We start from the raw sequence: 14,329 nt of genomic DNA, 5'->3' as shown, positions 1-14,329 counted from the left end.
GGAGATCGATATGGACCCGAAGACGCTAGAAGCGCTCCGCGAAAAATACGCAGAAACCGAAGGCGGGGATATTTTTGATCCGGTTTTCCGCAAGGCCGCTAGCGCTCAATTTTCAGAGGCTGGAAAGCGTGCCCTTCCCTATGCAAATGTCTCGACATTTCTCGCTTTGCCTCATCTGCCCGCTGCTATTGCCGATCCATCTTTCTGCGGTCTGGAAGCCGCTATTGTAGGCGTACCGATGGACCTTGGCGTAACCAATCGTTCGGGCGCCCGTTTCGGTCCAAAAGCTGTGCGTTCGATAGAAAGAATCGGACCGTTCGATCATGTTTTACAAATGGCGCCCTCCACCGAAATCAAAGTGGCTGATATCGGCGACGTGCCGCTCAACTCGCGTTTTGACCTGGCGCGCTCACATGCTGATATCGAAGCGTTTTATACCGCAATCGTCGACGCCGGAATCTACCCGCTTTCGGTCGGTGGCGACCATTCGATCAGCGGGTCCATTCTCCGGGCCATCGGACGTGAAAAGCCTGTCGGAATGATCCATATCGACGCCCATTGCGACACGAGTGGGCCTTATGAGGGCTGCAAGTTCCATCATGGCGGTCCCTTCCGACAGGCGGTTCTGGACGGTGTTCTAGATCCGCAGAGAACAATTCAGATCGGCATCAGGGGCGGTGCCGAATATCTTTGGGAATTTTCAAGTGATTCCGGCATGACAGTTCTGCATGTCGAAGATGTCATATCACTCGGCATTGACCGTGTGATCGAGATCGCACACGAGGTTGTCGGCAAAGGTCCGGTCTATCTTTCTTTTGATATCGATAGCCTCGACCCCGGCTTTGCTCCGGGCACCGGTACGCCCGAGGTCGGCGGCCTGCAGCCCCGTGAGGCAATGCAGATCATGCGCGGTCTCAACGGCTTGAATTTCATTGGATCGGATGTGGTTGAAGTCGCGCCTCAGTATGATCCAACGACCAATACAGCACAGGCCGCCGCCCAGATTCTTTTCATCCAGCTGTGTCTGGCGGCAACAGCCATTCGACAAAGAAAACTCGGATGATAAATTAATGGGGTTCATTGGCCGACCAAACCGGAAATCCAATACGCGCAAGTTACTGGCTACGGGACTTCAGTCCCAGGATCTTCGTCCGCAGCGACGGTTTCGATGGTAGACGGCCGAAGAGCTAACGGTAAAGCCGCTAAAATACAATTATGCTCTCGCACGAGCCGGCCTCGCGCTATCGCATCCGGCGAGTATAGGCTGCACAACACTAATCGCTGCCTTTCCTGTTGTGTTTGCCTCGGAGTGATCAGCAGCAGTGGCATCACCTAGGACTACCTTTCCAGATTGCCAGTCAAGAGCACATCATACGCGCATCGGATAGAAACCCGCGACCATTTACTTTTTGATCAAAGCGACAGCGAAGTTTGGATTGCCGCTACGGGCGGCGAATCTCAGAATTCGTTGATCAGTCCTTCGTATGCTTTGTTAATCTCTCTCACATCCCGTCGATATTCATCGATGATCCAGTCGCAAATGTCGCGAATGAACCATTCATCCGTTTTGATCGAAGTCACTAGATTACAGCTTCGGCCAGTCGAAACCACAACAGGATGCGATGGAACGAGCGAGCCGTTGGCCAGCAAGGTTGACACCACACTTAACCAGCCGATAGCGTTGCCTTGTCCCATCAGCGCGGCCTGTACAACGACATTGTAATCCGAGAATTGAAGTTCCCGGGCTATCTCTGTCAGTGCATCAACGGAATACAAATCTGCCCATCTGAACTGTGACCCGCTAAGAGTAATCACCTGATTCAAACCCGACTGGGACTGTTTCGAATTGAAATCGAAGGCCGGAGATCGCACAGGCAGCAGAATCTCTGGCATAAGTGGAAAAATTCGATACCGGTCATCCACTTTCGGATCGAACCGCATCGCGATATCCGCGTCGTTAACCGGACAATCGAGCGGCCCGATGATCAGTTGCCACTGAATGTCTACATCAGGAAACAGCGCTTGGAATTGGTTCATCCGCGGCATAAACCAATGCGTAGCGAAAGCCCCTGAGACTGATATTCGCAGCGTGCGTCGCTTCGTTTGCGCATTTTGTCTTAGTCCAGCCAAAACACGTTCAATGTTTGAAAAGCTCTTCGAGACTTCCGCAAAAAGATCACCTCCTTGTTCCGTCAGTTCTGCTCCCATCGGCGTTCGTTTGAAAAGCTGCATTCCGAGATGAAGCTCCAGACGCCCGATGGTGCGGCTGACTGCGGGACTTGTAACCCCAAGTTCCCGTGCCGCGTTTGCAAATGTTCCGCATCGGACTGCCGCTTCGAAGGCGACGAGTGCGTTGAGCGAGGGAAGGAGCCGTCGAATATGTGACATTACAAAATGTAACCCCAGAGGTGATTATTTTTGGAATTGATGGATTTGTCTCAAGTATCCCAATGTAGCCAGACAACTGGCTTGTGCCCGGAATAGGAGAAACAATTTTCATGGCCTTCGAAAATTTTAAAGTTCTGACTTTTGATATCGTCGGAACCTGCATCGACTTCGAGAAGGGTATTCTGGATGGTTTTCGCGCCGCAGGCGGAGCGGCCGCGAAGACGCTGAGTGATGATCAGATTTTCCAGCCCTATCTGAAAGCAAGGGAGAAATTTCCGGGCCGCGCAAGCGAGGTCATGCGCGAAGTTTATCTCTACGCTGCGAAAGAACTTGGGCTGTCGGACGACAGCGCCGCGGGTGACAAATTTCATAGCCACTTCTTTGAATTTCCCGCATTCGAGGATTCCGCTGAAGCGCTCAGACGATTGCGTAGGCATTTTAGACTTGTTGCGATGACCAATTATGATCGTGTCGGTTTCAGCGCCAATTCGAACAAGCTCGGCAACCCGTTTCACGACAGCGTCACTGCTGACGATGCAAGGTATCCAAAACCGGATCCACGCTTCTTTTCCTACAATCTTGGGCGCCAATCGGCATTTGGTTTCAAGCAGGATGAAATCCTGCATGTTGCCCAGAGCCAGTACCACGATATAGGCGTCGCTAAAGAGCTTGGATACAAAGTCTGCTGGATCGAGCGCCGAAAGGGTCTCAAGGGTTTCGGTGGAACGCCTGTTCCGGAAGTAGTGACGACGCCGGACTTCCATTTCTCGACCCTGCGAGAACTCGCCGATGCTGTCGAAAGCGAGAGAAAATAACTTGTAAATAAGCCCAGGTATTTTCCAGATGCGAGAACTCGGCCTACCCCGATCTTTGTGGCGTGAGACTGCAACACCACCTCTGAACTGCAAGACATTGCAGGACGACATTGCCGCTGATTTGGTCATCATCGGAGGTGGGTATACAGGCTTGTCGGCCGCCGTAAGAGCAATTGAACTTGGTTTGAAACCTGTTGTTCTCGAAGCAGAAGAAGTCGGCTTCGGCGCATCAGGAAGAAATGGCGGCGTGGTATCAACGAAGTATCGTGTATCACTAAGCGTCATGGCGCAAACTCACGGCAGGCAAGTCGCTCAACGCATGAACGCGCTCGGTCACAAAGCCATGGATTGCGTTGAAAGCTATGTCGAGCGATTTCAGATCCGAGAAGCGAATCTGGCGAAAACCGGGAACATTCGCTGTGCGCATAACGAGGCCGCCTTCGCGGCGCTCGTGGAAGAAGCGAAGACAATCAGGGACATATTCGGCGATACGAGCATCACAGTGCTTGATGCGAATGAGGTTGCGGCAGAGACCGGAAGTACGCGCTTCTATGGAGGAGTTTTGAACTCCCATGCTGGCACTATACATCCTCTTAGTTACTGCCGGGGTTTGGCCAACGCCGTTCTTTTGGCCGGAGGCCTCATTTACGAAAATAGTCCCGCTCTTCGCATCGCGGAAGAAGGCCCGGCAAAACTCGTTTGTACAAAATTCGGATCGATCAGGTGCAAACAGATTCTGATCGCAACGAATGCCTATTCCGACATCACGCCTGTCACCGGCAATGTGCGTAAGACCATCATACCGTTCAGGAGTGCGATCATCTCGACGGAAGCGTTGCCCAGTTCTGTTTTTGATGAAATTCTTTGCAACAATCGGAGCTACAGCGAGACGCGAAGAATGATGCGATGGTTCCGACGTAGCGGAGACTGCTTGCTTTTTGGCGGTAGGGGCGCATTCGGCAGAAATGACTCCATGGCCGCCTATGCGACCCTTGAAAGAGCAATGTCTGATATCTTCCCGCAGTTGAAAGACTACGGGATCGTCAATCGCTGGTCGGGGCTTGTTGCCATGACGATGGACAGTCTTCCACAAATCGGGTTGATCGATAAGAATATTGGCTTTTCGCTCGGCTACAATGGAACGGGAATCGCGATGTCGAGCCTTCTGGGACGCTACGCGATTGATCTTTTGCAAGGCGAAAAGCCTGATCTGGCGCTGATGCGGCGCCAGAAACCGGTAGATATTCCATTTTTCTCGATGAGAGCGCCAGCCGTCCGTACAGTAGCCGCATGGTATCAACTGCTGGATAAATTCGGACGCTGAATACGCTCCCAAAATTCTCAAAGCGAGCTGCATATTCTTATTGCGTCCAACATCGCGGAGTGAATGTTCCGACTGGCAAGAGCATCTCCTATCCGGTGAAGCTCAAATCCAAGTCTTTCGCGGATAGGCTGAGGCGTGGCGTCAACCATAGCGCGCAAGTCGGTAACACCGTCATTTGAAGAACTGGATCGAAGCGCTTCAAAAACTTCGTTGGACGGAACACTTCCTTGCTCCACAACAACATGATCGACCACAATTGTTTCTGTTTCTCGCGTAATATCGTTCACAAGCGTTGCGATCAGTCGGTTGTCCTGGCGGTGGACTTCCGTCAAGCGTGTTTCGGTTTTGGGATAAAGGCCAAATTTCAGAAATAGCTTTTTCCAGCGTAAACGTTCGGCATAAGTCAATTCTTCACAGATTTGGGCGTCTATGGTGACGAATTGGACCTTGGCCCCAAAGCCAACGGCCTTCTCGGCCGCCAGCGGAGCCGGATGTCGCCCGGTGCCATCAACGACGAGAACTTCACCCGATAGCTTGGACTGACCAGCCAGGATATCCCACGTCGAAACGCATAGATCACCGCCGTGCAGAAGATCAATTTGCGGCATGCCGCCCGTTGCCAGCAAGACAACATCAGGATTCAGCGCCAGGATTTCATTTTCATCAAGATAAGCATTCGTTTGGAGGGACACGCCGAGACGATTAAGTTCAGCCACGCGCCACTCAACGATGCCGATGAGGTCACCACGCCACGAACCCTTCGCGCCAAGAAGAAGCTGACCGCCGAAATCGGATGCCGCTTCAAACAACGAAACCTCATGACCCCGTTCCGCGCATATTCTGGCGGCCTCAAGGCCTGCGGCCCCCCCGCCAACCACGACGACCTTACGTTTGGCGCTTTCGGTTTTAGTAAAGACCTGAGGCAGGACTGTTTCTCTTCCCGTTGCCGGATTATGAAGACACGCGGGACGATGCGGCGACTGGCAATGTGTAGCGCCCACGCATGGCCGGATTTCGCTTTCTCGTCCCGACGCTATTTTACTTGCAAGGTATGGATCAGCGATCTGCGCTCTGGTCATGCCCGCCATATCCATTTTGCCTTCGCGGATAGCGTATCGGGCGGAAGCAGCATCGGAAATACGTGCGGCATGGAATACCGGAATATCGAGCTCCTGGCGGAAACGTCCGACCGGCTCGACCCAAGGTGCAAGCGGCGATCCCATTCCAGGCATAGCGTCTTCCGCGAGACCACGGGTCGTGTCCATCATGCCATAAATCGCATTGAAAAAATCGATCCCGCCAATATTGCGAAGTGCTTGTGCAACCTTCAGAGATTCCTCGAAACCCATGCCGCCATCGGGTCCTTCATCCACTGCCATGCGGATACCAACGACGAAATCATCACCCACGGCCTTTCTGATAGCTTCATGCACCATCAGCGGAAACCGCATTCTGTTTTCGAGCGATCCGCCAAAGCGATCGGTTCTGCGGTTGGAAATCGGAGACAGGAACTGCCCTATCATGTGACCACCAGCATGCGTTTCGATGCCGTCCAGCCCTCCCTCCTTGCATCGCAGCGCCGCAGCAGCAAATGCCTTCACAACGCGATTAATATCATGGTCGTCCATCTCTCTGGGTATGCTGCGATGAAGCGTCTCACGGAGGGGCGACGGCGCAATCATCGCCAGCCTATCGCCGCCATAACTTTCGCCGCGTCGGCCAAGATGTGTTATCTGACACATGAGCGCTGCACCGTGGCGGTGCATACGCTCGGCAAACTGCTGAAAATGTGGGATGATGTCATCTGTTCCAACATTCAGTTGCCGAAAGACATTCGGAGAATCGATATCGATATTGGAGGATCCACCGAACATCGACAGGGCTATTCCACCCTTGGCCTTTTCTTCATGATACCGTTGATAGGCTTCAAGCGGCAGCCCGCTGACCTCCAGACCACACGCGTGGCTGGTGCTCATGATGCGATTGCGAAGTTCAAGATGCTTGATTTTCAGCGGCTGCAGCAGTGGGTCATTTTTGACACCGTTGGAGGCTTGCTGGTACATCGCTTTTCCCTTTGGTTTATAGAAACCCGTTCACACCTGGCGCTCGGCCTGGCATGTTCCTGATGCTACTGATGATTGTCGTGTCGTACTTCGGCTAGAATATCTGACTTAAGAACTGTTGGGTCCGAGGATCCTTGGCTGAGGTAAAGAACTCTTTCGGTGGAGCATGCTCGACGATCACACCTCGATCCGTGAAGTAGATGTGATCGGCCACTTCGCGTGCGAAGCCCATTTCATGGGTAACCAGAATGCAGGTCATCCCGTCGGACGCGAGTTCCTTTATCGTCGCCAATACTTCCTTGACGGTTTCAGGATCGAGCGCTGCGGTAACTTCATCGAAAAGCATAACGTCAGGACGCATGGCCAGGCTTCGCGCGATGGCGACGCGCTGCTGCTGACCACCTGACAGCTGGCCGGGATACTGGTTTTCCTTGCCAGTAAGTTTGACTTTTGCAATCAGAGCATGCGCCCGTTCCTCAACTTCCTGTTTTGGTTCACGCAGGACCTTGATCGGCGCCATCATGACGTTCTGCAAAACCGTCTTATGCGGAAACAGATTGTACTGCTGAAAGACTATTCCGACCTTTCGCCGCAATGCGAGCTTGTCGAGCTTGGGATCATTCACCTCCTGCCCGGCGACGATTATCGAGCCCTTCTGCACTGGGCTTAGACCATTGATACAACGTATGAGAGTCGATTTGCCCGAACCCGACGGACCGATGATGCAGATCACCTCACCTTTGCGAACATCAAGACTGATCCCTTTGATAACTTCCAGATCGCCATACGCCTTGTGCACGTCCTTTAGAGAAACCAGAGGGGGTGCATCGATATTTTCTTTATGCAGCATATCTTTTCTCCAGTTTCCTTGTCAGAAGCGCGATTGGATAGATGTACGCGAAGAACAGACAGAGAAGGAACAGATAGAACGGAAAGAGAAATTCCGGCCGTCCGCCCGACGCTTCCATTGCAGCCTGTGCGTTGGCAACAGACTCTCTGACGCTGAAAATAGAGGCCATCGGAGTGGAGAGCGTAAGTAGCGCGTACCAGTTCATCCATGGAGGTATTGAACGCCGGAAGCTCTGTGGCAATATGATGTTCCAAAGTGTCTGAACACGGGTAAAGCCAAGACTTTCGGCCGATTCCCACTGCCCCGACGGAATGGATCGAACCGCCCCACGGACGATCTCGCTTATGTTGCCCATGACGGGCAGCGCAAAAGCGACGGTTGCTTTCATCCAGCCAGGAAACGGTATCACAATCCCGCCCGGAAGACCAAAATCCTCTGGCATCATATACATGGCGATGAAGAGAATAACGAGCCAAGGCGAGTTTCTCAGGAGATGCGTCACCAGGCGCGCAATGGCTCTTACCGGCCAGAACAAGCTGATCTGCATGAGACCGAGCAGAATTCCGAGAACCGTCGCCAAGGCCATCGCTAAAAAACTCATATAGAGGTTCAGCAAAAAGCCACGCAAGATGAATGGAACCCACCCGAAAAGTGTCTCGACTGCAGTCGGCGTTCCGGCATTCATTGTTTGCGCATAAGCGACACACAATGATCCGAAAAACATTGCAACGAGAACAATTCCGTATCGCAACGACAGAGCGCTAGAGAATGCCGTTACGCCGTAATGCGAAGGAACAATTGTGAAAGCGCGCTTATTCATGTCCATACCCCGGTAGTGCCAAACGGCGTTCGAGAGCGTGGAGGCCCCAGGCGAGGATACTCACAACCGCGACATAGAACACAAAAAGCACGAGGATCATCTCAGGCACGTTGATGTTGTCCGACCAAACCTGATTGAGGACATAGGTCATTTCTGGAACGGCGATAACATAAGCAAGCGAGGTTGTTTTGGCCAAACTCACTAGGTTATTCGTCAAAGCTGGCAGGCTAATGCGAAACGCCAGTGGAAGTGTCACATACATATAGATTTGCCAGTTCGAAAAGCTGAGGCTTTCAGCCGCTTCTTTTGTCGTTTCAGGAACGGCTTCCAGGCCAGCCCGGAATATCTCGACGTTGAACGCCCCACCAAAGATACCAAGCGAGATTACAGCCCACCCAAAAGAAGAGATAATGGGCTCGTAATATCCCCCCATGTCAACGGCTGGCGTGAACGCACCCAGACCGAAGTAGAAAAACAAAAGCTGGATCATCGGAGGTGTATTTCGAAACGCCTGGATATAAGCATCAACCGCCACGCGAATTATCGCGCTTTTTGACGTTTGTGCCCAAGCTCCCAACACGCCGATCACCAGCGACAGCAAGATGGAAAACGCCATAAGCCGCAGTGAAATCAACGCCCCTTCAAGAAAGCGGCTGAACTCGTAGTCGTCATAGAAGACGATAAAGTTCAAGCCCGCAGTCTCGTTCAGATTGCGGAAGAAACTTGATATATGTTCGATCATCATCACTCCGAGCTACTGCTGATCAGAAAGCACCGGCCTTACTCTTTCGGCTCGAGGTAAGCGGTATCCCAATGGAGCTTCTTATTCTGCTCGGTGAACCAATCAGACGGTGCTACACTCCATTTCTTGGCGAGTTCAATCAGCGTACCATCAGCTTGCCAGCGATATGCCATACCCGCCATGAATGCGCCCCAACCCTTATCGCGTTCTTCAAGCGGGACAGCAGCAGCCCACGGATTATTATAGAGGGCCTGAACAGGCATTTCGTAATCTTGCCACTCTGGTGTCTCGAGATCAGCCATGATGCTGACATCATCGTAGACCCAAGCAATGCAACGTCCAGCACGCAGAGCTTCCTTACCTTCGGAATTTCCGGTAAATGCAATCAGCTTTGCTTTCAGTTGCCGTTCGACTTGTTGATTATAGTAGTTTCCCTGCTTTCCGCACACCGGCTTTCCGGCAATGTCGTCCCAGCTTTTGATGACACCCTTCTTGGCAAGCAAGGTCGGCCCCGAGGCCCAGTAAGCGGGTTCAATAATGCCGATCACCTTACGACGTTCCGCAGTATCATACATACCGCCGACAATCAGATCGATCCGGTTCTGCTGGAGGAACTGCATGCGGTTCGCAGATGTAATAATGACGGGCTCTAGTTTGACACCCAGCGCATCCGAGACGCTCTTGGCGAGATCAACTTCGATACCTTGAAGATTGCCGTCCGCACCTGGGAAAGACCAGGGCTTGAAAGCCCCTTGCAAACCAACACGGAGAGTGCCGCGCTCCAGGATTTCCTTCAATCGCTCGCCATCAGCACGAGCCTGGCTCGCAAAAAGCGAAATCGCCATAGTAAGTGTGGAAACTGCCACCAAAGCAAGATTTTGATTTCTGCGCATACCCATTTCTGTTCACTCCTCTTTTTTGTTTCGTTAGGATTTTGCAGGCTCTCCCGAACGGTGAATTTCCCGTTGGTATTGAAGAAACTTATCTACTTCGCGCTCGATCTGCTCTGGCTCCCATCCTAGCAAATCCGCGATTTCACTGGCCGCATCAGTTGCAGTGGCTCGGTCTATGTGCCGCCCCCAACCTATGCCGCTACGGGTATAGAAGATACCTTTCAGATCCTGGGCGTGTTCGTACGAGACATAATGCCGAAACGACAACGCGCCTTCATCGGTCCCCAACGGTGTATTCGTCTGCTGCACTGGCCTTCTTTGCCGATCAAGCCGCATCGGAATGTTTGCATCTACTGTCGCCAGCAGCTCCCTTCCTGCACTCATATGGCTCATAACTGGTCCGGCGGTCATCGCGAAAATTCCCGAATGGCCTTTGCCCTTCAAATCATGAATTTGCCGAACTCTGTCGCCGTCAGGATTTTTGGGATTGAAGGTCAACGGCCGCACACCGGCCCAGGTAAATTCGACGTTGTGTTTCGTCAGTTTGAGGGCTGGGAGAAGAAAATTGATTTCATCGAGTAGAAACTCAATATCGACGTCATCGGCCTTAACGTTACTGGCGTCGCCTTCGAAATAGGTTTCAGTCGGGCCAATATGATACAGGTCCTCATTGAACGGCAGACAATAAATCGGCATTCCCAATCGGTTAAGCGCCGCGACCCCATGACCACGATAATAATCCGGAAGACGAACGACTATATGCGCGCCTTTCGTCCCGTGAATCAGACGATCATTCCCCTCCCCGGACACTCCCTGTAGAACGTCATCGATCCAAGTTCCGGCAAGATTGAGAATGATAGGTGCGAACACGCTGCTCATTTCACGATCTGCGGTGCTAAGATCGACCCGCCACAGCCCATCAGAGTTTTTTTCTCTGATGCTCGCACTGGTGAACAAACGGACATCAGCGCCTAGCTTCTCTGCTTCGATGGCCGCATCGACGCAAAGCCTATCGGGCCAGTCCATGATGTATTCGCGGTAAGTCGCTATCGACTTCAGTTGTTTCCGATCTCGAAGGTCCTTTGCCAAAGGCACTGAGCTATCAAAGTTGCGCTTGTGCCGTTGGTACTCCAGCGGCAGTCGCCCCGATCCAAGACGCTTCAAGAGCGAAAGCCCAATATCCAGGTGCCATCCACGCAGATCATCCGCTTCGTATAAAGGAAAGCACATTTTGAAAGGCTTGCATCGCATTGGTTGGAGACGCACCAGTTCTTCCCGCGCATTCATAGCGGCACGCGCCATGGAAATCGCGTTCTTCAACTTCAAAGGCGACGATGCGAACGTGCGGACCGGATGTCTCGTCTCAAAATATCTTAGACCGCAGTGGAGTATCCTGGACGATCTGCTCGACGCACCGTTTGCGAAATCACCCTTTTCAACAAGCAAGACCTTGTACCCAGCGGCGGAGAGTTCGCGGACAGCGCTGGTACCGTTGATACCGCCGCCAATGACGATCACATCATAACTTTCGTCCCGCGCGGCCTCCATCCTCATTTAACTGCTCCCTTCCTAGGCGTCGGGCGAGTACAGCAGCTAATTCGGAATGCTCAAAATAAAAAAATTGGCCTCCTATATGCAGTAAATGCATAATGGATGAGCCCCCGGAAGTCTGATTCCTATCCGTCAAAAGTGCGGCAACTTCGCCAACACTGCGTCTCGCTCGCTGAAAAGAAGGTCCAGAAGCGCTTCCGACACGCGACTTTGCGGACGGGAGTAAGGGCGAAGAAGCGCCACGTTGAACGGTATTTTAGGCAGGAATGGCACCAGCATTACCCGATCATCAAGTTGGTGAATGGCCGTATAAGGGTCTATAAGCGCGACCCCCAGGCCAATTTTGGCGAATTCATATGCCGCAGCGGAAATCGTTGTTTCATAAGCTGGGTCCAGTTTTTCACCCGCCGCGCGGAATGCCTGCGCAATAATCGGGCCAGCTGCGGTGAATGACGCAAATGATACAAATGGTACGTTTCGAAGATCCGGTGGTTCAATTTTGTCGCGGCTCGCGAGATGGTGGTCACGTGGAACCGCAGCAATATAAGAGGCATCGCTGAAAACTTCTGTTTGAAAGCCAGATCTGCGGAATGGGAGTTCAGCAAGACCAAAATCCAGCTGTTGGGACGCCGCCCATTCTTCGATCTTGGCAGAAAGCCGTATATTCAACTGCACACGTGTTTGAGGCCAGCTATCTTTAAACTTCTTTAGCGCCTGGGGCATGAAACTTATCCCAAGGGCGGGCATAACAGCCGCAGTTATACGGCTGGTTTCACCTTCGGCAACAGTTGCCGCAAAATTTCGCAAAGAATCGAGAGATGTATACGCTCTATCGATTTCATCCAGAAGAAGGTGGGCAACCGACGTCGGCGTGATCAAACCTTTTCTGCGCTCAAACAGGGTGACACCCAACTCGGTTTCAAGCTTATTCAGAAGCCGACTGACGGCGGGTTGACTGCGCCCTATAAGTTCAGCAGCGGCGCTTACCGTTCCAGTTAGCATCACCGCCCGGAAGGCTGAAAAGTAGATGAGGTTCATCCCTACTTCCCAGTTTTGTTTCCCTGGCTTTTTCATCAAATCTCATCCCAGCACTTCAGTTGTGGCACACACTCGCCTACAACAGTGCCAAGGGCAAACAAAATAGCAGACAATAGCGATGTTAGATTGCAGTTCACCCGTCAGTATGAGGTAACGGCATTTATCGGATAATAGCCCAAAGATGTTCCTTCATGACAGCCTCATGCAACTCGACTCCAAACCCAATGTGTTCTGAGATCGGAAGGCGTCCGTTCCTGACCGTTTCCTCAAAGGGGACGGTAGCCACTTCAATATATCCGGGTATGTCAGCCCAATATGGGAAATGTTCTTGAATATAAAAATTGGGTAAACAGGCGCTCATGTGGGTCGCGATGTTGGCTGCGATAGAACTTCCGCACACATGCGGCTGCACCTTCAAACCGTAGGCGTCAGCCATCGCTGATATTTTATGGACTTCCGCGAAACCACCCGCATTGCCAATATCGGGCTGCAATATACTGATTGCACGTCTCTCAAGAAGATCGCGAAAACCTTGTCTGAGATAGTGCCGCTCTCCAGTCGCAATCGGAATATCAATCGACGAAGCGACTTGAGACAACGCACCGAGGTCGCCCGGATCGGTGATTTCCTCCACAAACTCGATTTCATATTCTTTGATACGCTCACAGAACCGCATGGTGTCTGCGATAGAAATGCCGCCACCGAAATCAAGCATAAGCCTGACATCGGAACCGATCGCCTTTCGTACGTCGCGCACGCGTTCGATTCCAGCGGTGACCGCGTCACGATTGTCAGAGTATCGACCATTTGGATGCCGCAATGTTCCATTTGGCTGTATCTGCGCCAACGGATACATCTTCAGGGCATAATGTCCGTCGTCAACAGCGTCGGCAGCTTTTCTAATCAGGTCTGAGTTGGATGTCGCTCCGAAATACCAGCCATTCGCATAGTAGTTCAGTTCATCGCGAATTTTTCCGCCAAAGAGTTCATATACAGGCACATCCAACGCTCTGGCGCGAATATCCCACAGCGCCTGCTCTATGGCGCTCATCCCGGCACAAGCAATTCCGCCGGGGTTCTTTAACCAGAACGCCTGGTCGTACATGTCCGAAACGATTCGATTGATGGACAGCGGATTAGCCCCCAACAAAAACCGTTCGCTCAGATCTTTAATCATACCCGCTACAGCTGTGCCGCCGCTTCCATAGGAAATGGCGGCCTCGCCTAATCCGGATATGCCTTCATCCGTCTGAATTTTCACCAGAACGGGCTTCAGGCCCTGTCCGCGCACATAGTAAACGTTGACGGACACTATTTTCATTTTTCAACCCCACGTGCAGGAGAAGCACTCATTCCGCCGCGACCCCCGCCTGACGCAGTTTCAACCTGAAATCCTCAAGCGCTCCCTTATACTCCCACGTCTGAACGGTGTTGTGAGGACACTCAATAAAAATATAATCTTCGGTAACCGACAAAATTCTGGAAACCTTTATAAGTTTTGTTACAAATCCGCCCGCGTCAAGATTATCGATTACAGCTTTCCGATCCTCACCATATCCATGATATACTTTCGAAGCTCGAATTTCTGCAGTTACATACGCCATATATTCGTGTCCTCTTGGCTTTCTTGACATATTGATGAATGATACATCATTATATGAGCCTCACCTCGAAAGCAGAAATCGAAAGTACGCTGATCGATATGCCGATTTTGCATACCTAAAGTCTGACGGAAAGCTGTTGTTGTGTTCTCGTTAAACTAAAATCTTCTGAACTGGGAATACTGGGTAGCCTACTAATCGAAAGCGCGAAGCATCAGGAAAGCTTAAAAATTGTCGGAAGTGC

General features: G+C 51.9%; 12 protein-coding genes. 3 read left to right on the top strand and 9 right to left on the bottom strand.

The window, feature by feature from the left end:
• Positions 1–10 precede the first annotated feature (10 nt).
• Entirely contained in the window at positions 11–1,063 is a 1,053-nt protein-coding gene (gene speB, locus AC1RHM_RS07740; RefSeq protein WP_151612504.1) for an agmatinase, read from the top strand.
• Between the two features lie 395 nt (positions 1,064–1,458).
• Here speB and AC1RHM_RS07735 read toward each other — a convergent pair whose 3' ends face one another.
• Complete coding sequence (locus tag AC1RHM_RS07735) at positions 1,459–2,388, bottom strand: LysR family transcriptional regulator (RefSeq protein WP_029928501.1); 930 nt, start codon at positions 2,386–2,388, stop codon at positions 1,459–1,461.
• Between the two features lie 110 nt (positions 2,389–2,498).
• On the opposite strand from AC1RHM_RS07735, the gene AC1RHM_RS07730 reads away from it, so the two are divergent.
• Together AC1RHM_RS07730 and AC1RHM_RS07725 are read left to right on the top strand one after the other, a co-directional pair.
• Positions 2,499–3,203 carry an HAD-IA family hydrolase gene (locus AC1RHM_RS07730; protein ID WP_094515227.1) on the top strand — a complete coding sequence of 235 codons (705 nt, stop codon included), beginning with the start codon at positions 2,499–2,501 and terminating at the stop codon, positions 3,201–3,203.
• A 97-nt stretch (positions 3,204–3,300) separates the two neighbouring features.
• On the top strand, positions 3,301–4,527 hold the full coding sequence (locus AC1RHM_RS07725; protein WP_226622752.1) for an NAD(P)/FAD-dependent oxidoreductase: 1,227 nt from the start codon (positions 3,301–3,303) through the stop codon (positions 4,525–4,527).
• Positions 4,528–4,544: 17 nt separating this feature from the next.
• Here AC1RHM_RS07725 and AC1RHM_RS07720 read toward each other — a convergent pair whose 3' ends face one another.
• The 8 genes from AC1RHM_RS07720 to AC1RHM_RS07685 form a co-directional block, all read right to left on the bottom strand.
• On the bottom strand, positions 4,545–6,590 hold the full coding sequence (locus AC1RHM_RS07720) for an oxidoreductase (protein ID WP_114048301.1): 2,046 nt from the start codon (positions 6,588–6,590) through the stop codon (positions 4,545–4,547).
• Positions 6,591–6,684: 94 nt separating this feature from the next.
• Positions 6,685–7,440: an amino acid ABC transporter ATP-binding protein gene (locus AC1RHM_RS07715; protein ID WP_029928509.1), complete on the bottom strand. Its 756-nt coding sequence runs from the start codon at positions 7,438–7,440 to the stop codon at positions 6,685–6,687.
• Positions 7,430–8,260: an amino acid ABC transporter permease gene (locus tag AC1RHM_RS07710; protein ID WP_029928511.1), complete on the bottom strand. Its 831-nt coding sequence runs from the start codon at positions 8,258–8,260 to the stop codon at positions 7,430–7,432. The genes AC1RHM_RS07715 and AC1RHM_RS07710 overlap by 11 nt, the downstream gene beginning before the upstream one ends.
• On the bottom strand, positions 8,253–9,002 hold the full coding sequence (locus tag AC1RHM_RS07705) for an amino acid ABC transporter permease (protein ID WP_029928513.1): 750 nt from the start codon (positions 9,000–9,002) through the stop codon (positions 8,253–8,255). The genes AC1RHM_RS07710 and AC1RHM_RS07705 overlap by 8 nt, the downstream gene beginning before the upstream one ends.
• Positions 9,003–9,040: 38 nt before the next feature.
• Positions 9,041–9,901 (bottom strand): transporter substrate-binding domain-containing protein, encoded by an 861-nt coding sequence (locus tag AC1RHM_RS07700; protein ID WP_312826816.1) that lies wholly within the window; start codon positions 9,899–9,901, stop codon positions 9,041–9,043.
• A 27-nt stretch (positions 9,902–9,928) separates the two neighbouring features.
• A complete protein-coding gene (locus AC1RHM_RS07695; RefSeq protein WP_029928517.1) occupies positions 9,929–11,449 on the bottom strand; it encodes an FAD-dependent oxidoreductase in 1,521 nt (506 codons plus the stop codon).
• 129 nt (positions 11,450–11,578) lie between these two features.
• A complete protein-coding gene (locus AC1RHM_RS07690; RefSeq protein WP_226622753.1) occupies positions 11,579–12,520 on the bottom strand; it encodes a LysR substrate-binding domain-containing protein in 942 nt (313 codons plus the stop codon).
• 124 nt (positions 12,521–12,644) lie between these two features.
• On the bottom strand, positions 12,645–13,805 hold the full coding sequence (locus tag AC1RHM_RS07685) for a mandelate racemase/muconate lactonizing enzyme family protein (protein ID WP_029928521.1): 1,161 nt from the start codon (positions 13,803–13,805) through the stop codon (positions 12,645–12,647).
• Between the last annotated feature and the right edge of the window lie 524 nt (positions 13,806–14,329).

It is taken from the genome of Brucella sp. GW823-FHT04E01 (assembly GCF_058796175.1).
The sequence above is the reverse complement of the archived record's forward strand: the minus strand, read 5'-3'. Positions and strand labels throughout refer to the sequence as shown.

Excerpts from the sequence above, each read along its gene's own strand:
- AC1RHM_RS07710 (WP_029928511.1), bottom strand. The coding sequence starts at position 8,260 with ATGAATAAGCGCGCTTTCACAATTGTTCCTTCGCATTACGGCGTAACG.
- AC1RHM_RS07730 (WP_094515227.1), top strand. The coding sequence starts at position 2,499 with ATGGCCTTCGAAAATTTTAAAGTTCTGACTTTTGATATCGTCGGAACC.
- AC1RHM_RS07695 (WP_029928517.1), bottom strand. The coding sequence starts at position 11,449 with ATGAGGATGGAGGCCGCGCGGGACGAAAGTTATGATGTGATCGTCATT.
- AC1RHM_RS07700 (WP_312826816.1), bottom strand. The coding sequence starts at position 9,901 with ATGGGTATGCGCAGAAATCAAAATCTTGCTTTGGTGGCAGTTTCCACA.
- AC1RHM_RS07735 (WP_029928501.1), bottom strand. The coding sequence starts at position 2,388 with ATGTCACATATTCGACGGCTCCTTCCCTCGCTCAACGCACTCGTCGCC.
- speB (WP_151612504.1), top strand. The coding sequence starts at position 11 with ATGGACCCGAAGACGCTAGAAGCGCTCCGCGAAAAATACGCAGAAACC.
- AC1RHM_RS07715 (WP_029928509.1), bottom strand. The coding sequence starts at position 7,440 with ATGCTGCATAAAGAAAATATCGATGCACCCCCTCTGGTTTCTCTAAAG.
- AC1RHM_RS07705 (WP_029928513.1), bottom strand. The coding sequence starts at position 9,002 with ATGATCGAACATATATCAAGTTTCTTCCGCAATCTGAACGAGACTGCG.
- AC1RHM_RS07690 (WP_226622753.1), bottom strand. The coding sequence starts at position 12,520 with ATGAAAAAGCCAGGGAAACAAAACTGGGAAGTAGGGATGAACCTCATC.
- AC1RHM_RS07685 (WP_029928521.1), bottom strand. The coding sequence starts at position 13,805 with ATGAAAATAGTGTCCGTCAACGTTTACTATGTGCGCGGACAGGGCCTG.
- AC1RHM_RS07720 (WP_114048301.1), bottom strand. The coding sequence starts at position 6,590 with ATGTACCAGCAAGCCTCCAACGGTGTCAAAAATGACCCACTGCTGCAG.